Source organism: Streptomyces sp. NBC_00572 (assembly GCF_026341815.1).
Taxonomy (GTDB): domain Bacteria; phylum Actinomycetota; class Actinomycetes; order Streptomycetales; family Streptomycetaceae; genus Streptomyces.
The window spans coordinates 6,319,923-6,337,543 of sequence record NZ_JAPENX010000001.1 but is presented as its reverse complement, the minus strand read 5'-3'; the positions used below and the strand labels follow the sequence as shown (position 1 = coordinate 6,337,543).

The 17,621-nt window shown below is 73.2% G+C and carries 17 protein-coding genes; 4 read left to right on the top strand and 13 right to left on the bottom strand.

Annotated features, from left to right (window positions below; genetic code table 11):
• Positions 1–34 precede the first annotated feature (34 nt).
• Complete coding sequence (locus OG514_RS28860) at positions 35–814, top strand: VOC family protein (RefSeq protein WP_266899807.1); 780 nt, start codon at positions 35–37, stop codon at positions 812–814.
• Between the two features lie 71 nt (positions 815–885).
• Complete coding sequence (locus OG514_RS28855; protein WP_266899805.1) at positions 886–1,386, top strand: GNAT family N-acetyltransferase; 501 nt, start codon at positions 886–888, stop codon at positions 1,384–1,386.
• A 58-nt stretch (positions 1,387–1,444) separates the two neighbouring features.
• On the opposite strand, the gene OG514_RS28850 is transcribed toward OG514_RS28855, so the two are convergent.
• The 10 genes from OG514_RS28850 to OG514_RS28805 form a co-directional block, all read right to left on the bottom strand.
• Complete coding sequence (locus tag OG514_RS28850; protein ID WP_266899803.1) at positions 1,445–2,197, bottom strand: PIG-L deacetylase family protein; 753 nt, start codon at positions 2,195–2,197, stop codon at positions 1,445–1,447.
• Entirely contained in the window at positions 2,194–3,126 is a 933-nt protein-coding gene (locus OG514_RS28845; protein WP_266899801.1) for an SIS domain-containing protein, read from the bottom strand. The genes OG514_RS28850 and OG514_RS28845 overlap by 4 nt, the downstream gene beginning before the upstream one ends.
• Positions 3,127–3,262: 136 nt before the next feature.
• Entirely contained in the window at positions 3,263–4,570 is a 1,308-nt protein-coding gene (locus OG514_RS28840) for an alpha/beta fold hydrolase (protein ID WP_266899800.1), read from the bottom strand.
• A 100-nt stretch (positions 4,571–4,670) separates the two neighbouring features.
• Positions 4,671–6,155, bottom strand: coding sequence for a cellulase family glycosylhydrolase (locus OG514_RS28835; RefSeq protein ID WP_266899798.1), 1,485 nt, complete (start codon positions 6,153–6,155; stop codon positions 4,671–4,673).
• Positions 6,156–6,345: 190 nt separating this feature from the next.
• The gene (locus OG514_RS28830; RefSeq protein WP_266900997.1) at positions 6,346–7,266 is read right to left on the bottom strand and encodes an ABC transporter substrate-binding protein; all 921 of its coding nucleotides are present in this window, start codon (positions 7,264–7,266) and stop codon (positions 6,346–6,348) included.
• A gap of 44 nt (positions 7,267–7,310) precedes the next feature.
• Positions 7,311–7,985 (bottom strand): ABC transporter permease, encoded by a 675-nt coding sequence (locus OG514_RS28825; protein WP_266899796.1) that lies wholly within the window; start codon positions 7,983–7,985, stop codon positions 7,311–7,313.
• A 49-nt stretch (positions 7,986–8,034) separates the two neighbouring features.
• Positions 8,035–8,715 (bottom strand): ABC transporter permease, encoded by a 681-nt coding sequence (locus OG514_RS28820; RefSeq protein ID WP_266899794.1) that lies wholly within the window; start codon positions 8,713–8,715, stop codon positions 8,035–8,037.
• Between the two features lie 149 nt (positions 8,716–8,864).
• Complete coding sequence (locus tag OG514_RS28815; RefSeq protein WP_266899792.1) at positions 8,865–9,254, bottom strand: VOC family protein; 390 nt, start codon at positions 9,252–9,254, stop codon at positions 8,865–8,867.
• Between the two features lie 92 nt (positions 9,255–9,346).
• Complete coding sequence (gene nadE, locus OG514_RS28810) at positions 9,347–10,177, bottom strand: ammonia-dependent NAD(+) synthetase (protein ID WP_266899790.1); 831 nt, start codon at positions 10,175–10,177, stop codon at positions 9,347–9,349.
• 262 nt (positions 10,178–10,439) lie between these two features.
• On the bottom strand, positions 10,440–11,588 hold the full coding sequence (locus OG514_RS28805; protein WP_266899788.1) for a sulfite oxidase: 1,149 nt from the start codon (positions 11,586–11,588) through the stop codon (positions 10,440–10,442).
• 331 nt (positions 11,589–11,919) lie between these two features.
• Between OG514_RS28805 and OG514_RS28800 the strand changes: the two genes are divergently transcribed.
• Together OG514_RS28800 and OG514_RS28795 are read left to right on the top strand one after the other, a co-directional pair.
• A complete protein-coding gene (locus tag OG514_RS28800) occupies positions 11,920–12,363 on the top strand; it encodes a DUF6325 family protein (protein WP_266899786.1) in 444 nt (147 codons plus the stop codon).
• A gap of 39 nt (positions 12,364–12,402) precedes the next feature.
• Positions 12,403–12,684, top strand: a complete 282-nt coding sequence (locus tag OG514_RS28795; protein WP_266899784.1) for an SHOCT domain-containing protein — start codon at positions 12,403–12,405, stop codon at positions 12,682–12,684.
• A 136-nt stretch (positions 12,685–12,820) separates the two neighbouring features.
• Here OG514_RS28795 and OG514_RS28790 read toward each other — a convergent pair whose 3' ends face one another.
• The 3 genes from OG514_RS28790 to OG514_RS28780 form a co-directional block, all read right to left on the bottom strand.
• A complete protein-coding gene (locus tag OG514_RS28790) occupies positions 12,821–14,929 on the bottom strand; it encodes a regulator (RefSeq protein ID WP_266899782.1) in 2,109 nt (702 codons plus the stop codon).
• A gap of 119 nt (positions 14,930–15,048) precedes the next feature.
• Positions 15,049–16,638 carry a molybdopterin-dependent oxidoreductase gene (locus tag OG514_RS28785; protein WP_266899780.1) on the bottom strand — a complete coding sequence of 530 codons (1,590 nt, stop codon included), beginning with the start codon at positions 16,636–16,638 and terminating at the stop codon, positions 15,049–15,051.
• 195 nt (positions 16,639–16,833) lie between these two features.
• Positions 16,834–17,451, bottom strand: a complete 618-nt coding sequence (locus tag OG514_RS28780; protein ID WP_266899778.1) for a sigma-70 family RNA polymerase sigma factor — start codon at positions 17,449–17,451, stop codon at positions 16,834–16,836.
• Positions 17,452–17,621: the final 170 nt, after the last annotated feature.

The window sequence follows — 17,621 nt, the reverse complement described above, 5'->3', positions numbered from 1 at the left end:
CCCTCGCGGATCACGGAAGGACGGGACACCTCCCATGCTCGGTACGCAGTTCACCAAGGGCTCTCCCTGCTGGATCGATCTCGGCAGCCCCGACACGCAGGCGGCCGCCGCCTTCTACGGCGCCGTCCTCGGCTGGGATTTCCGCTCCGCGGGTCCCGATGCCGGCGGCTACGGCTTCTTCCAGCAGGAGGGCCGCACGGTCGCCGCGCTCGGGCCGCTCACCGAGGAGGGCGCCAGCAGCGCCTGGACCGTCTACTTCCAGACCCCGGACGCCGACGCGACCCAGAAGGCCGCCGAGTCCGCGGGCGGCACCGTGCGCGCCCCGGCCTTCGACGTCATGGAGGCGGGCCGCATGGCCGCCCTCACCGACCCGGGCGGCGCCCAGTTCGCCATCTGGCAGCCCGGCACCACCAAGGGCCTCGATCGGACCTCGTCGACGAACACCCTCGTCTGGGCGGAACTGCACGTCGCCGACCCGGAGACCGTACTCGGCTTCTACCGGACCCTGTTCGACTGGCGGTGGGCGGAGATGGAGGCCCCCGGGATGATGTACCGGGTCATCTCCACCGCCGACGGCGACCAGGAGGACGCCTCCTTCGGCGGCGCGGCCGAACTGCAGGACACCAGCGAAACCGCGCGCTGGGTCCCGTACTTCGACGTCGAGGACGCCGACGCGATCGCCCTCTCGACCCAGGGCAACGGCGGCACGGTCGTGATGCCCGCCGCCGACGTCCCCGACGTCGGCCGCATCGCCTGGCTCACCGACCCCTTCGGCGCGACCTTCGCAGTCCTGAAGCCGGCCCCGATGGGCTGACCGGACAGCCCTCCGTCCCGCCGGTGAAAGTCGATTGCCGGGGCGGCGGGCGGTGCGTAGCGTCGCCGTTCGTGATTCCGACGCTGCGCACCGAGCGCCTTCTGCTGGAGCCCTACGTCCCCGCGGACGAGGAGGACTTCGTCGCCCTCTTCCAGGATCCGCGGGTGTCGGCGTGGATGGGGGACGGGCCGGTTGCCGAGGCGGACGACCGGGCGTTGTTCTGGCGGATCTTCACGAAGGTCTATGCCCGGGAGCTGTTCGCCGTCTGGGCCGTTCGCAGGGACGGTCTGCTGGTCGGGCACGCCGAGATCAAGCCGACCGAGGACGTCGGGGGTCACGAGATCGTCTACGCGCTCGCCCCGGCGGCCTGGGGTTCGGGCCTCGGGACGGAGGTCGCCGAGGCCCTCGTGGCCTATGGCTTCGGCACGCTCGGGCTGTCCGAGGTGCACGCCACCGTGGCCGAGCCCAACGTCGCTTCGCTGAAGTTGCTCGGCAGGATCGGCTTCGAGCACGTCCGGGACCTCACCGAGGAGGACGGCAGCACCACCCACGTGCTGACCCGTCGCCCCTGACGACCGCACCCCGGCCGCGCTCCTTCAGCGTGCGGGAAGTCCGCGCGGTGCAAGAAGGTCAGCGCGCGAAGAGTTCGAAGGTCACCGCCGGGCGGTCGCCGAAGCGGGCCGACGCGTGGCTCGTCGCCCCGGTGAGGAAGGAGCGGACGTACTGCTCCGGGTCCTCGTCCGTCAGGGCCTCGATGTAGGCGCGGTGACAGAGCAGCGAACGCATCGCGCGGTCCAGGCCCGGGCCCGCGTCGACCGCGTGGGTCGGGGTGCTGGAGGCGGCGACCGCCACCCATCGCACCCCGCTCCAGGGCTCCAGGCCCTGGTCGGCGAGTTCGGGGAAGATCCAGCGGTTTCCGGCGTCCGCCGCCGCGTCCAGGGTGGCGCGGCCGACCGCCAGGTGGTCCGGCGTGTTCCAGGGGGCGCCGGGGCCCCCGCCCCAGGTGTCACGGTGGTTGAGGGTGACGACCAGCTCCGGGCGGTGTCGGCGGATCGCGGCCGCGATGTCGCGGCGCAGCCCGATCCCGTACTCGATCACGCCGTCGCGGTGGTCGAGGAACTCGACGGTGTCCACGCCGACGACGGCGGCACTGTCCCGCTGCTCCTGCTCGCGCACCGGGCCGCAGACGTCCGGGGCGAGGGTGTCGATGCCGGCCTCACCGCGGGTGGCGAGGACGTAGACCACCTCCTTCCCGGCGTCCGTCCAGCCGGCGACGGCCGCCGCGCAGCCGTACTCCAGGTCGTCGGGGTGGGCGACGACGGCGAGGGCGCGCTGCCAGTCGCCGGGCATCTCCGCGAGGTCCGTGACTTCGGTTCCGGTCATGAGCGCAGGATACGGGCCGCGTCCGAGGCCGTCGGGCGGAACGCTCCGGAAAGGATCACCGAACGCGAGACGTTCCGGGGCCGGTCCGGGTTGAGGCCGCGCCGGACGGCGAGGGCGACCGCGAGCCGCTGGGCGCGGACGAGCGCGGCGACCGGGTCGATCGCGTCGGCGGCGAACAGGGCGCCGGTGGACTCCACTTCGTCCTTGAGGCCCGAAGGGGCGGGGCCGAGGCACCAGACGAGGCTGGACCGGTCGCTGATGCTGATCGGGCCGTGGCGGTACTCCATCGCCGCGTACGACTCCGTCCAGGCGCGGGCCACCTCGCGCAGTTTGAGGGCCGCGTCGTCGGCGAGTCCGACGGTCCAGCCGGTGCCGAGGAAGGTGAACTGGCCGCGCCGCTCCCAGGCGGCGGGCAGCCGCTCGTACAGGACGAGTTCGGCGTCGGCGATCGCGGATCCGAGGTCCACCCCGAGCCCCGCGCGCAGGAGTTGGAGTGCCGTGGTCGCGAACCGGGTCTGGACGACGGAGCGTTCGTCGGCGAAGGAGAGGTCGACGACGCGGTCGGCGAGCTGCCCGGCGGGGCTGTCGGGTGCGCCGGTGAGGACGAGGGTCGGGATGCGCCCCGCCGCTCCGCCGAGGAGGTGCACGACCTCCGTGGTGGTGCCGGAGCGGGTGAGGGCCACGATCCGGTCGTAACCACGGCCGAGCGGTGTGGAGTCGGAGGCGGGGAAGGCGTCGGTCTCGCCCGCGCCGAGGGACTCGCGCAGGGCCGCGTAGGCGCGGGCGATGAAGTACGAGGTGCCGCAGCCGACCACCGCCACGCGCTCGCCACGGGCCGGCAGCAGGCCGGCGTCGCGGTCGGCGATCTCCGCGGCGCGCCGCCAGCAGTCGGGCTGGCCGGCGATCTCCGCACTGACGTGGGTGCTCATGTCCGGGTCCTCTCCTCGCAGGGTCCCCCCGCGGGGCCCGGACCGAGTTCTACCGGCACCGCCCGGAGCAATCCATGAGCAATGTCGGCTCACCGCTTGGACTTTTGCACACCGCCCGCCGCGCGGCCGTATGCGATCAGACCTCGTCCCGGGCGAGCGCGAGCAGCCGGTCCAGGACGCGCGGTCCCCCGGCTCGTACCCCGTCGTGCTCGAACTCGTCCGTCACCCAGGTGCGCAGGCCGCGGATCGTGCGCGCGGTGTCGAGGGAGTGGTACGTGTCCACGTACATGTCGTCGTGGTAGACGGCGGCGGCGACCGGGACCTTGTTGGCGGCGAGGCGCTCGGGGTCGTAGAGCGGGGCCCAGTCGGTGCGGGCGGCGAGCAGTTCCGCGGTCTCGCGGAGCGGGCGCAGGGCGGGGTCGGCGGTGAAGTGCCAGGGGTGGACGGTCTCGCCGGTGAAGAGGAGCGGCCGGCCCTCGGCGAGCGCGGCACGGGCGTCGAACTCGGGGTACTCGGCGCGCACCCGCTCGGCCGCCCAGTCGGTGGGATCCTGCCCCTGGGCGTAGATGGCCTCGTGCAGCACGGCGTACAGCGGGTGTCCGGCGTACGAGAGGTGGGCCTGGACCTGTTCCAGGAAGGCGTCGGAGAGGGCGGGTCCGCCGGGGGTGGGGACGAAGGCGCCTTCCAGGAGCAGATGGAGCTGGTGGGTGCCGTCGCCGGAGCCGAGGAGGATGCCGAGGGACTGGAAGGCCTCGGGGGTGAGGTGTCCGCCGCCGGGGAGGGTGACCTCGTGGCCGAGGAGGTGGGCGACGACGGCACGGGCCCGTTCGGCGTCCTGCGGGTAGCGGGCGAAGTGGGCTTCGTTCTTGCGCCGGATACGGGGGTAGGCGGCGCGGTAGACCTCGTCGGCGGTGGCGTGCAGGGAGGGCAGGCCGCCGGTGATCAGCACCCGCTCCAGGCCCTCGGGGGCGGTGGAGAGGTAGTGGGTGGCGCAGAAGCCGCCGAAGCTCTGGCCGAGGACGGTCCAGGGGGCGCCGCCGGTGAGCCTGCGGCGGATGGTCTCGCAGTCCTTGACGATGGAGTCGGCGCGGAAGTGGGCGAGGTAGTCGGCCTGCTCGGCCGGGGTGCCGCGGAGCGGCAGGGTCTGGCGGTTCGCGGGGGTGGAGCGGCCGGTGCCCCGCTGGTCGAGGAGGAGGACGCGGAACTCCTTGACGGCCCGGCCGAGCCAGGCCTGCGGGCCGATGAAGCGGCGGGCGCCGAAGCCGGGTCCGCCCTCCAGGTAGACCAGCCAGGGGAGCCGTTCCCGGTCCGCTCCGGCGTGGGCGCTCGCGACGACCTCACGGCCGAAGACCTCGATCCGCTCGCCGTCGGGGCGGGAGTGGTCGAGGGGGACGGGGAAGCGGTGGTCGGTGAGGACGAGTCCCGGCTGCCGGTAGGTGGTCACGCTGTCGCTGCTCCTGTTCGGTACGCCCCCGCCAGGACAGTGGATCACATGGCGGGGGCGTACCGGAGACAGGGAGGCCGGACGTGTCAGGCCGCGATGGTCAGGAGGTCGGGAAGTCGTCCGCCGTCCTGACGCGGTCACGGATCCAGACTCCGGCGGGCTTCAGCGAGCCGGTGCCGGCCCACGGTCCGCCGGCGTCACAGGTGCCCGTCTTGAAGACGGCGCCGCTGCGCTCGTCGTCGGAGAAGTTCCAGTTGACCCAGCTGATCTTCTTCGCGGCCATGAGGTCGAGGAAGCGCTGCGACATCGCGAAGTCGTTGCTGCCCTCGCCGGCGTAGTTCTGGGTGCCGAACTCGGTGACGAAGACGGGCAGCTTGTCGGCGGCGCGGGACAGGGTGTTCAGGTACTCGTCGCGGTGCGAGTAGGCGTAGAAGTGGAAGGTGTACATGATGTTGGTGGCGTTCACCGGGTTGGACACGACCTCGGACTCGTTCGCGCCGTCGGAGACTCCGAACGAGGACCAGGCGCGCGTGCCGACGAGGATCGGGGTCTCGGCGTCCTTGGCGCGGATGACCGGGATGAGCTGCTCGGCGTAGCTCTTGACGCGGGACCAGGCGACGCCGCTGGGCTCGTTGGCGATCTCGTACAGCAGGTTGGTCTTGGAGCCGTGGCGCTGGGCGATCTCGGTGAAGAAGGTCTTGGCGCGGGCCAGGTTGTAGTGCGGGTCGCCCGGGTCGAGCATGTGCCAGTCGACGATCACGTACATCCCGCGTGCGGTGGCCTGCTCGATGAGGGAGTGGGCGAGGTCGGTGTACTTGCGGGGGTCGGTCTCGTAGCCCTCCTCCTGGACGTAGGTGGAGACGCGCAGGACGTCGGCGTTCCAGTCCTTGGCGAGGGCGTCGAGCGAGCCGCCGGTCAGGCACTGGCTGTACCACTGGGTGCCGTGGCTGGACATGCCTCGGAGCTGGATCGGCTTGTCGTACTGGTTGCAGAGCTTGGTGCCGCAGACCTCCAGCTGGCCGTTGATCGCGGCGGGGGTGGTGCCGGCGGGCGGCGTGGTGGTGCCGTTGTCGACGGTGAGGTGGTCGACGTTGGGGCCGCCGTTGGCGGTGGTGGCGGTGGCGCGGATCGTGTTGGCGCCGGCCTTCAGGGTGGTGGTGACGGTGGTGGTCGCCCAGCTGGTCCAGGCGCCGGTGCCGGCGAAGGACTTGCCGGAGGCGGCGACGGCGCCGTTGACGGCTATGTCCATGGGGCGGTTGGTGGTGGTGCCGTTGGCGTAGCGCAGGGTGAGGGTCGCGGGGCCCGCTTGGGCGGCGTTGACGTTCCACTGGACGTAACTGCCGGTGGCGTTGTCGTAGTTGACGAATCCGTTGCCGGTGAATCCGGTGTGGTTGGACTCGACCGCACCCTGGGAGACGGTGGCCGCCTCGGCCTCGTGGGTGACGGGGGCGGCGGTCGCGGTGGGCGGGGCGGTGGCGAGGCCGAGGAGGAGGGCGCCGAGGGCGGTTCCGGCGACGCCGAGGCGCCGGAGGCCGGGCCGCTGGGCGATTCTGATGCGGGGTCGTACGGATCGTGCCGAAGTCATGGGGGTCTCCACGGTACGACGAACGAGGTCGGGGGGACTGCCCAGTTGGACAACTGGACTGGAAGGAAACTTTCCTAACGGATGAATAGCAGGGCCGTGGACCCGCTCGCAAGGGTCATGACAAGAGACACTGTTCAGCGGGCTGACAGCGGGGCCCGGCGGCGGAGCCTGCCTGCAGGGGCTCGTGACCTCAGCGCGGGACGAGCCCCTTCCCCGCGAGATAGTTCCGCGCCACGTCCTCCGGGAGGCGCCGCCAGCTGTCCACCTCCTCGTTGAGCCGGGCCAGATCGGCCGTGGTCAGGACCGTGTTGAGGCGGGAGAGCGCCCGGACGACACCCTCGCTCCCGGCGCGGGCGCGGTTGACGACGGGGACGATGTGGTCGGCGTTCTGCAGACGTCTGTCGTCGGCGAGGAGCACGAGCCCGAACTCGTCGAGCGTGGCATCGGTGGTCGTGGTCAGCACCAGCTGGTCCTCGCCGTTCTGGACGGCCTGCTTGGCCGGGGTCGTACCGACTCCCTTGGGGTCGACGGCGGTCACGTCGATGCCGTAGACCTCCCTCAGACCGGGGGCGCAGTACGGCCGTCGGACGCATTCGTCACCGGCGGCGAGCCGGACGGGGAGGCCGGTGGCACCGAGGTCGCTGAGGGTCTTCAGACGGTGCTCGGCCGCGAAGGCGGCGGTGACCGCGAAGGCGTTCTGGTCGACGGCGCGGCCCGCGTCGAGGACGTTGAGCCCGCGCGGGGCGGCGAGCGCGCGGAGCGCGGTCATGGTGGCGCCCCGGTCGGGCGAGCCGACGGTCGGTGCGTCGGCCCCGTTGGCCTTGGCGTTCAGCCAGTCGGCGAACGTCGCCGCGTACTCCGGTACGACGTCGATCTGACCACGTTCCAGAGCCGGTTCGTACAGCTCACGGTTGGTGACGGAGAGGATCTTCGTGCCGTACCCGGCCTCTTCCAGCAGCAGGGCGTACATCTGGGCCAGCAGGTCGCTCTCGGTGAAACCGGCCGAGCCGACGATGAGCCGGCGGCTGTCCCCCGGTGGGGCGGTGACCTCGCCCTGGTCCTCAAGGGACGGGCCCGTGGAGCAGCCGCCGAGGGCGGCGCAGGCCGCCAGGAGGACTCCGAGGGCGGCGGCTCCGGGCCGTCGGGGCGCTCCGGTCACCCGCCGCTCCCCCGTGCGCCTGCGGGGGCGAGGCGCTGGACGGCCTCGAAGACCCCCTCCACGAGCAGCGCGAGCACCGCGACGAGACAGGCTCCGGCGACGACCTGCGGGGTGGAGGCGAGATTGAACCCGGCCGTGATGATCCGGCCGAGCCCGCCGCCACCCGCGAGCGCGGCCACGGTCGCGGTGGCGACGAGCTGGACGGCGGCGATCCGTACGCCGGTGAGAATCAGCGGCAGTGCGAGCGGCAGTTCGACCCGGGCGAGGGTCTGGCCGCCGGTCATGCCCATGCCCCGGGCGGCCCGTACGACATCGGGGTCGACGCCCCGCATCCCCACGTAGGCGTTGGTCAGCAGCGGGGGTACGGCGAACAGGACGAGGGCGATGATCGTCGGCCACTCGCCGTACGAGCCGATCGGGCTGAGGAGGAGCAGGACGAGGACGGCGAAGGTGGGGACGGCCCGGCCGACGTTGGAGAGGTTCACGGCGAGCGCGCCGCCCTTGCCGAGGTGCCCGAGGACGAGGGCGACCGGCAGGGCGATCGCACAGCTGATGACGAGGCTGACGACCGTGAGGAAGAGGTGCTCGGCGAGCCGGTGCCAGATGCCGTTCTCCCCGGACCAGTGCGCGGAGGTGGTGAGCCAGGACCAGGCGTCGGCGAGGGTGGTCATACGGCCGTCCCGCGGGTCGAGGGGATGGTCCCGCAGGCCCGTGAGCCGGTCATGCCGCCTGCCCGCGCGTCCATGGCGTGAGCAGGCGTTGCGTGCCGAGGAGGAGCAGGTCGGCGGCGATCGCGATCAGGACGCACAGCACCGACGCGGTGAGGACCTGGGCCTTGAAGTAGGTGTTCATCCCGGAGTAGATGAGGTTGCCGAGACCGCCGTGGCCGACGATCGCGCCGATCGTGACCAGGGAGACGGCGGAGACGGTGGCGATCCGCAGCCCCGCCATGGCGGCGGGCACGGCGAGCGGCAGCTCGACGGCGACAAGGAGCCGGACCGGGCCGTACCCGAGGCCGCGGGCGGCCTGGCGGGTCTCCTCGGGGACGGCGCGGAGCCCGGCGAGGGTGTTCCGGACGAGGAGGGTGAGCGAGTACAGGACGAGGCCGGCCACGACCAGCGCGGCGGAGAGTCCGTACACGGGCAGGAGCAGCGAGAACATCGCGAGCGCCGGAATCGTGTACAGGAGCGTGGTGACGCCCAGGATCGGCCCGGACGCCCAGCGCCAGCGGCGGGCGGCGACCGCGAGGGGCAGGGCGAGCACCAGGGCGAGGGCAACGGAGATGCCCGCCAGCTGGAGGTGCTGGACGACGGCGTCGGTGAGGATCTCGCTCCGGGTGGAGACATAGGCGCCGCAGATCCACTCGTTGCGGGCGAGGCAGTCGTCGGGCGGCGCGATCACCCTCCCATTCGAGGCGGTACGCGGCTGCCGCGCACGCGGGCCGGTCCGTTCGGGGGCGGGGACCGCGCCGGTGAGCTACGCCGACGTCCGGGCGATTGCGGTCAGCGGTCTTCCGTGAGGACCGGTCAGCTGTTCTCCCGGAGGACCGGTCAGCTGTTCTCCTGGATGACCGACAGGACGTTGCCCGCCGGGTCCGTGAACCACGCGATGGCCGGTCCGCCCTCGACCCGCACGATGCCCTTGGCGTCGGCCTCGAAGCCGTCGTACCGCTCCAGGGTCACTCCGCGCCCCGTCAGCTCGTCCACGGCCCGGTCGATGTCGTCGACCTCGAAGTTGAGGATCGTGAAGGTCGCCGGGGCGTGATTGTCCTTCGGGTAGACGAAGACCCGCGCCCCGCCGCCCAGGGTGAGGAAGAGCATCCGCATGTCGCCCTGCCCCTCCTCGCCCACCTTCAGGCCAAGGGTCTCTCCGTAGAAGCGCCGGGCGGCGTCCAGGTCGTCGACCGAGAAACCGCTGAATGCCGAGGTTTCGCCGAACATGGCGTGCTCCTTTCCGGGGGCTCGTTGCGAGGCACCCCCTCCAGGATCCGCCGGGTGTCCGCCGCCCGCCGCTCAGGGTGCGGCCGGGTGGCTCAGGGAGCGATCGGCAGCTGCCTCTTGTGCTCGGTGAGCTCGTAGCGGCGCACGATCGTGGCGAAGGCGGCCTCGGCGACCGGCTTCCCCTCCAGGAAGTCGTCGATGTCGTCGTAGGTGACGCCGAGCGCGTCCTCGTCGGGCTTGCCCGGGTCGAGGGTCTCCAGGTCGGCCGTGGGGGTCTTCCACACCAGCTCGGCCGGGGCGCCGAGCTCGGCCGCGACGGCGCGGACGCGCCGCTTGGTCAGACCGGTGAGCGGGACGACGTCGGCGGCGCCGTCGCCGAACTTGGTGAAGAAGCCGGAGACGGCCTCCGCGGCGTGGTCGGTGCCGACGACGAGTCCGTCGTTCGCCCCGGCGACCGTGTACTGGGCGATCATCCGCTGGCGGGCCTTGATGTTGCCCTGCACGAAGTCCTGGTGGTGTGCGTCGCGGAAGGTCACGCCGCCGGCGAGACCGGCGTCGAGGGCCGCGTCGCTGGCCGCCTTGACGTCCACGGTGAGGACCTCGTCGGCGCGGATGAAGTCGAGGGCGGTCTGCGCGTCCTTCTCGTCGGCCTGGACGCCGTACGGCAGGCGCATCGCGTAGAAGGTGGCCTCGTGGCCGGCGGCGCGGGCCCGCTCCACGGCGAGCTGGCAGAGCCGTCCGGCGGTGGTGGAGTCGACGCCGCCGCTGATGCCGAGGACGAGGGAGCGGAGCCCGGTGGAGGTGAGCCGCTCGGTGAGGAAGGCCACGCGGCGCTCGATCTCGGCCCGCGGGTCGAAGGTCTCGGCCACCTGGAGGTCCCGGGCGATCTGCTGCTGGAGGGCGGTGGACGCCGGGTCGGTCACGGAGGTCTCCTCGTCAGGTCAGGGGCTACGGGGGTCGACTTTACGCACCCGGGCCGGGGCCCGTCGCCCTGCCCCGTACCCGAAAAGGCAGGTCAGGCTCCGGAAGGGGCCGCGCGGCGGTGGCCGGACGCATGTGTGCCCGGCCGCCGTCCTCACGTGACGGGTCGGTCAGCCCTGGTCGGCGCGGCCCGCCGGGCGGACACGGCCCGGGTCGTGTCCGGAAAGTAGCGCCGTCTGCCCGCAGGGCCGGGCCCGGCGGTGGCTACGCCGTCTCTCGGGCCGCGGTCGCGTCAGGGGTGCAGAGAACCTCGACGCGCTGCACGAGGTTGTTGGCGAAGCCGCCGCGGTTCCAGGGTTCGACCAGCGGCTGGACGTTGCCCTCGGCGTCGGTGGCCCGCACGGTCAGATGGCGCAGGCCCGGTGTCGCCGTCCAGGTGGTCCGCCAGGCGGACCAGGCCCAGGGGTGCGCCGGGTCCCGTACGACCTCGGCCTCGGTCCAGGCCGCCCCGCCGTCCTCGCTCACCTCGACGCGGGTGACCGGACCGTGGCCCGACCAGGCGCGCCCGGCGAGCGGAACGGGCCCCGGGCGGACCACCCGGGTCCTGGACATGAAGTCGGGGAACCCGGGCGGCGCCATCAGGGCCCGGGGCGCGATGAGGGTGACCGGCTCTCCCGGGTCCTCGGGCCCCTGCCGCAGGCGATAGGCCACGTGCTGCTGGAAGCCGGTGTACGGGGCGTCGGTGAGCGTGATGTCGTGGAGCCACTTCACATGGGCCATGCCGTACCAGCCGGGGACGACGAGCCGGAGCGGGCTGCCGTGCTGCGGGGGCAGGGGCGCCCCGTTCATGGCGTACGCGACGAGGACGTCCCGGGCCGGGTCGGCGGCCGTCGTCAGCGGGAGGCTCCGCCGGTAGTCCTGCTCGACGCCCCGCTCCACACCGTGGTCGGCGCCCGTGAAGACCGCCTCGACGGCGTCCTCAGCGATCCCCGCCTCCGCGAGCAGTGTCGCGAGGGGGACGCCGGTCCAGTCGGCGGTCCCGACGGCCTCGACCAGCCAGGGCTGGCTGACGGGGCGGGGCGACAGCCGGGCGCGCCCGTTCCCCGCGCACTCCAGGGTCACCCGGCGGGTGACGGAGGGCCGGGAGCGGAGTGCGTCCAGGTCCAGGGCGAGGCTCCGGAGGACCCGGCCTCCGACGGTGAGCCGCCAGCCGTCGGCGGCGGTGTCGGGGATGTCGTAGTGCACGAGGACGTAGTGGAGTCCGGGCGGGGTGACGTCGTACCGCAGGGCTTCCAGGGGCAGTCCGTGGTTGCGGGCGGCAAGGGCCAGCTCCTGCGCGGTGACGCCCTCGTCCGGGCCGGCCACGCGTCCTGGTGTGCTGATGTCGCTCAGACCACTCAGGGATCCGTCCATGCCCTCATGGTGCGCCGCGGGCGGGGGCGTGGCACCTCGGCACGGGCCGGGCCTAGGAGTGATCGTGAACGACACGACACCCCCTGGTCGGCGGTCACTCCCCAGGAGCCGATCCCAGCGGGCTCGCCGTCGCGAGAGAGCACGGTGCAGTTGCCCTGGGCGCGATCCGGATACTCCAACCGGGAGCGTAGGGGACGGCACCGACAGCGCACCTCCGCGGCGAGGCGGTCCCGCCTCGCCGCGGAGGTGGTCCGCGCCGTACCAACATGCGCGGGAACCGGCCCGGTGATGCAATGGATCCACTGAAAGCCACGACACCAGGGGTTGCGCCGTGAACGACGAAGCCGAAGAGCTGGGACCGATCGACTATCTGATCGTGGAGTTCCCAGGCAACCGAATGACGGGCGAGGGCCTGCCCCTCCTGGTCGATCTCGTGGACCGTGGCCTCATTCGCATCCTCGACCTGACTTTCGTCAGGAAGGAGGAGGACGGCTCCGTGAGCGGCCTGGAGATCGCCGACCTCACCGGCGACGGCGAGCTCGACCTGGCGGTCTTCGAGGGCGCCTCCTCCGGACTCCTCGGTCAGGACGACCTCGAAGAGGCCGCAGCCGCCCTGCAGCCGGGCAGTTCCGCCGGCATTCTGGTCTACGAGAACCGTTGGGCCGCGCCCTTCGCGGCGGCCCTGTCCCGCGGCGGTGCCCAGGTGGTCGCCTCCGGGCGGATCCCGGTCCCCGCCGTCATGGCCGCGCTCGACATCACGGACGACGCTCGCTGACGTCGGCCGACGTCAGTCGAGGAACAGAAGGGAACCTCCATGCCAGGCCTCCTCCGCGGCGTCGCGCGTACGGCCGTCGTCGCCGGAACCGCAACCGCCGTGTCGAACCGGGTGAGCCGCCGCCAGCAGGGGCGGTGGGCGGCACAGCAGGAACAGGAATACGCAGCTCCGCCACCGCCGCCCGCGGCCGCGCCCCCTCCGGCGGGCTCCGACATGACGAGCAAGATCGACCAGCTCAAGCAGCTCGGCGAGCTCAGGGACCAGGGCGTACTCACCGACAGTGAGTTCGAGGAACAGAAGCGCAGGATTCTCCAGGCCTAGGCTTCGAAGCCGGCCCGGGCCCAGGGGTGTCTTGTCGATCAGGCCCGATCAGGTAGCCCTGATCGGGCCTGATCGACAAGACACCCCTACGTCGTTGCCAGGCGCCGCGGGCCAGGCGGGACTCTCCGGACACGACCTAGGAGTGCCGGGAACCGCGCAGTGCCCGGTCGAGGCCGTCCTGGGGGAGGCCGGTGAGGGCGCGTACGAAGATCTCCTCGTAGGCCGGTTCGCCGATCGTCGCGCGGACGGTGTCCGTGTACTTCTCGTGCATGGCGCGCAGGCCCGGCAGACCGCGCCGGGGCTGGCCCGTGGAGCGCCAGAACGCCTCCCCCGTGCCCGAGACGTCGGCCGCGCGCTCGCCGTCCCCGGCCGCGGCGAGAGCGGTGGCGAGGACGTCGAGCCCGAGGGCGACACCGAGGCTCGCGCCGAGTCCCCTGGTGCCTTCGAGCATCGCGCGCGCGTGCCCGGCGGCCGCCGCCGGGTCACCCTCCAGGAGACCCGTGAGGGCGAGCTGGTACTCCAGGGCCGTCCGGGTCCAGTGCTCGTCCAGCCCCTCGCACAGGGTGCGCAGGGCCGTCGCCCGGTCCCGGGCCTCGGCGAGCCGGCCGAGGCCCGTGAGGGCGAAGACCCGCACGAGGTGGCAGCGCAGTTGGGCGGCGGAGTCGGCGGGGCCGCCCCGGGCGGCGTCGAGTACATGGCTCACGACGACGTACGCGGCCATCGGCCGGCCGGTGGTCAGGGCGAGGAGCCCGGCAAGAGCGGCGGCGTCGAGGGTCAGGTCGCCGGGCCGGGGCCGTGCCCGGCCGTCTGCCGGACGGTGGCTCTCCTCGTACCCCGTGGACGGGTCCTCCGTGTACTCGGTGTACCTGGCCTCCCGGGCGCAGCGCTCGCTCACCTCCTGCGCGGGGCCGAACTCGCCCTGGAGTACGAGGGTGACGCCCAGCGCCCACAGGGCGCGGGCCCTGGGGCGACCGCGCGCGCCGCTCAGCAGCAGGGCCTGTTCGAGGCCGTCGCGGGCCTCGCGGAGGCGCCCCCTGCAGGACCAGGCGAAGGCGACGGAGCCGACGAGGTCGAGGGCTGCGTCGGGGTCGGTCCGCAGCAGCCGGTCGAGGGCGGTGCGCAGGTCGGTGTGGTGGGCGTCGACGCTCCGGTACCAGCGCAGTTGGCGGCTGCCGTGCCATGCGGTCTCGCCCCGGCGCGCCAGGCCCCGGAAGTGGGCGGCGTGCCGGTCTGCGACGGTGGCGGTCTCTCCGGTGCGGTCCAGCCACATCGCCCCGTACGCGCGGATCGTGTCGAGCATCCGCAGTCGGCCGCCCGCGTCCGGCGGGCGGACCAGTGAGGCACGGACGAGCCCGTCGAGGGCGTCCGGGAGGGTGGCCCGGTCGAGCGGGCCGCCGCTGCAGACGGCGGTCGCCGACGCGAGGTCGAAGGGGCCGCGGAAGACGGAGAGCCGGGCCCAGAGGAGGCGTTCGAGCGGAGCGCTCAGCTCGTGGCTCCAGCCGATGGCGGCGCGCAGGGTCTGATGGCGGCTCGGCCACACCCGTTCGGTGTGGGCGAGGAGGTCGAAGCGGGCGGCGGGCGGGGCGTCGAAGCGGCTGCCGAGCTGGTCCCGGACGGCTTCGGCGCCCTGGAGGCGGATCTGGGCGGCGGCCAGTTCCAGGGCGAGCGGGATGCCCTCCAGGCGTACGCAGATCTCGCCGGCCGGACCGGCGGCGGGGAACTCCTCCCCGGCGGCCCGGCGGAGCAGCTCCAGGGCGTCGCCTCCGGCGGGCGGCAGCGGGTCGAGGGCCACGACCTGCTCCCCTTCGACGCCGAGGGGCCGGCGGCTGGTGGCGAGGACGGTGAGTCCGGGGGCGGCGGCGAGGAGTTCGGTGACGAGCCGGGCGCAGGGTTCGGCGAGGTGCTCGCAGGAGTCGAGGACGAGCAGCAGCCGGTCGTCGGCGAGCCGGCGGCAGAGCCCGGTGGTCACCATGCCGGGGGTGTGGTCGGCGAGGTCGACGGAGTCGGCGACGAGGGCGACGAGGAGCCGGTCGCCGTCGAGCGGGGTGAGGTCGGTCCACCAGGCGCCGTCGGGGTACAGGCCGGCGGCGCGGTGCGCGGCGCGCAGCGCCAGCCGGGTCTTTCCCACGCCCCCGACGCCGGTCACGGTGACGAGGCGGTGCTCCGCCAACGCGGCGGATATTCGCTCCAGTTCCGTGCGGCGTCCCACGAAACCGGGGTTCTCGTCCGGCAGATGTCCACGCACGGGAGCAGTCTCCCTCATGAGAGCGACGAACGGGCGGGCGGCACCGGTTCGTTACGGTCCGCGGACCGAGTCGGCGACGCCTTCCCGCCCGTCACGATGCCGCACCCCGCCCGCCACGGCTACCCCTCTTCGACGGTCACGACGACCGAGTGCCAGCCCTGTGCCCCGTCGGGCATCGTGCCGGTGCGCTCTTCGGGCTGGGTGGCGCCGGTGCCGTCGGTGGCGCGGACGGTGAGGGTGTGCCGGCCGGGGGGCGCCGCCCAGGGGTACAGCCACTGGCGCCAGGTGTCGCTGCTGTCCTCGGCGGCGAGGCGTGCCTCCTGCCAGGGGCCGTCGTCGATCCGTACCTCGACCCGGCGGATCCCCCGGTGCTGCGCCCAGGCGACCCCGGCGATCATCACGGTGCCGGCGGCGGGGCGGGCGAAGGAGCGGGGGGTGTCGATGCGGGACTGGGTCTTGACGGGGGCCTGGGCGGCCCAGCCGCGCGGCACCCAGTAGGCGTCGTAGGCGGCGAAGGTGGTGAGCTCGATCGACGCGATCCACTTGCAGGCGGAGACGTATCCGTAGAGGCCGGGGACCAGCATGCGGACGGGGAAGCCGTGGGTGAAGGGCAGGGGTTCGCCGTTCATGCCGAAGGCCAGGAGGGCGTCACGGCCGTCCATGACCTGCTCGACGGGGGTGCCGATGGTCATGCCGTCGACGGAGCGGGCGACCAGCTGGTCGGCGGGGCCGCCTGCGGAGGGCGGGCGGACGCCGGCCTCGCGGAGGAGGTCGGCCAGCGAGACGCCGAGCCAGCGGGCGTTGCCGACGTACGGGCCACCGACCTCGTTGGAGACGCAGGCGAGCGTGATGTCCCGCTCCACGATCCGCCGGGTCATGAGCTCCGGCAGTGTGAGGGTGAGTTCCTCGCGTACGCCGCTGCCGTGGACGCGCAGCCTCCAGCGGTCGGCGTCGACCCGGGGCACGACGAGCGCCGTGTCGACCCGGTAGAAGTCACGGTTGGGGGTGACGAAGGGACTGATGCCGGGGACGCGCAGCTGCGCTCCGGCGGGGACGGCGGGGGCGGGGGACGCGGGCCGGGGCAGCCGCAGGGCCGCGCGGGAAGCGGCGGCGTTCTCCTCGACGGGGCTGCCGATCGCCCTTGCGACGGCGGCGGCGCCGGTCGCGGCGAGGCCTGCGGACGCGGCCACGACCAGGAAGCTCCGGCGGTCGGCACGGGCGCCCCCGGATCCGGCGCGGCTCCTCCGGGCGAAGAGGAGGCCGATCAGGCCGTAGAGCAGGAGCGCGCCGACGACGGCCCCCACCAGGGAGGGCACGGCGTCGAGGGCGGAGTCCGAGTCGGGGCGGGTGACGGCGGCCAGGGCCCCGAGGACGCCGAAGGCACCGACCATCGCCGAGCCGAGCAGGCGGCGGCGCAGGGCGAGGAGCCCGATCCCTACGGCGAGGAGTCCGAGGAGGATCAGGATGCCGAGCTGGAGGACGGCCTTGTCGCTCTCGCCGAACTCGCGGATCGCCCATTCCTTGACGGCCGCCGGGGTCCGGTCGACGACGGCACCGCCGACGGCGGGCACGGGGCTCGCTTCGGGCCGCACCCAGAAGGCGGCGACGTCCGCGACGGCCAGCGAGACGTACGCGGCGAGCAGGCCGCCGACGGCGGCCAGGAGTCGGTCCGTGCGGGTCGGCTCGGGTGGTGGCTCGGAGAGGGTCATGCTCCTCATTCGGCATCGACGGCGCTCCGGATGGGCCGATTCACCTGGAAGGTGGACAGTCGTGGGGTCCCGGTGTGCCGTCCTCGGACCGCCGCTCCGGGCGTGCGTCGACTGTACGTCGCGTGCGTCGCCCGTGCGTCGTTGCCGTCTCGCGAGGGGCACGCTTTTCAGCCCGCCGGGGCAGTGGACCGTTTCTCAGCCCGCGGTGTCCGTGACGTACGGACCCGACGTCCCGCCCAGCGAACGGCGCATCCGGTCGAGGCCGCGCCGCGCGTGGCTCTTCACGGTGCCGAGCGGCATTCCGGTGCGCTCGGCGATCTGGACCTGGGTGAGGTCCCCGTAGAAGGCCATGGCGAGTACCTCGCGTTGCGCGGCGGGTAGTTTCGCCAGTTCGCCGGTGACCACGAGCCGGTCGACGACTCTGTCGTGATCCGGGGCGGACACGCCGTCGGGAGGCAGCCGTGTCCCGGCCGCGACCACCAGGTCACGGCGGCGGGTGCGTGCCGCGAGGGCGTCGGCGATCTTCCGCCGGGTGATGCCGACGAGCCAGCCGGGGAACGGACCGCGCTCCGGCCGATAGCCGGCCCGGCCCCGCCAGGCGGCGAGGAAGACCTGCTGGCCGACGTCCTCGGCCTCCCGGGCGTCGCCGAGGGTGCGGGCGGCGAGGGTGTGCACGAGGCCGTGCCACCGGGCGTAGGCGACGGCCAGACAGCGCTCGTCGCCGCGCACGAACCCGTCGGCGACCTCTCGGTCGGACAGGGACCGCGTCTCGCTGCGGAGCGACGGCTGGGCGGCGACACTCGGTGCGGTCATGACGACGACTGCTCCTCTGGCCGGGACCGGCGGCGACCGGTCGGCGGGCGGGGGTCCCCTAGGGGGTGTCTTGCCGATCAGGCCGGATCAGGGAGCGGCGGCTGGTGCATGGGGTCTCCCCAGGCCCGCAGGGGCCGAGGGGACGCATCGCAAGGCGGAGGAGGGAGGCA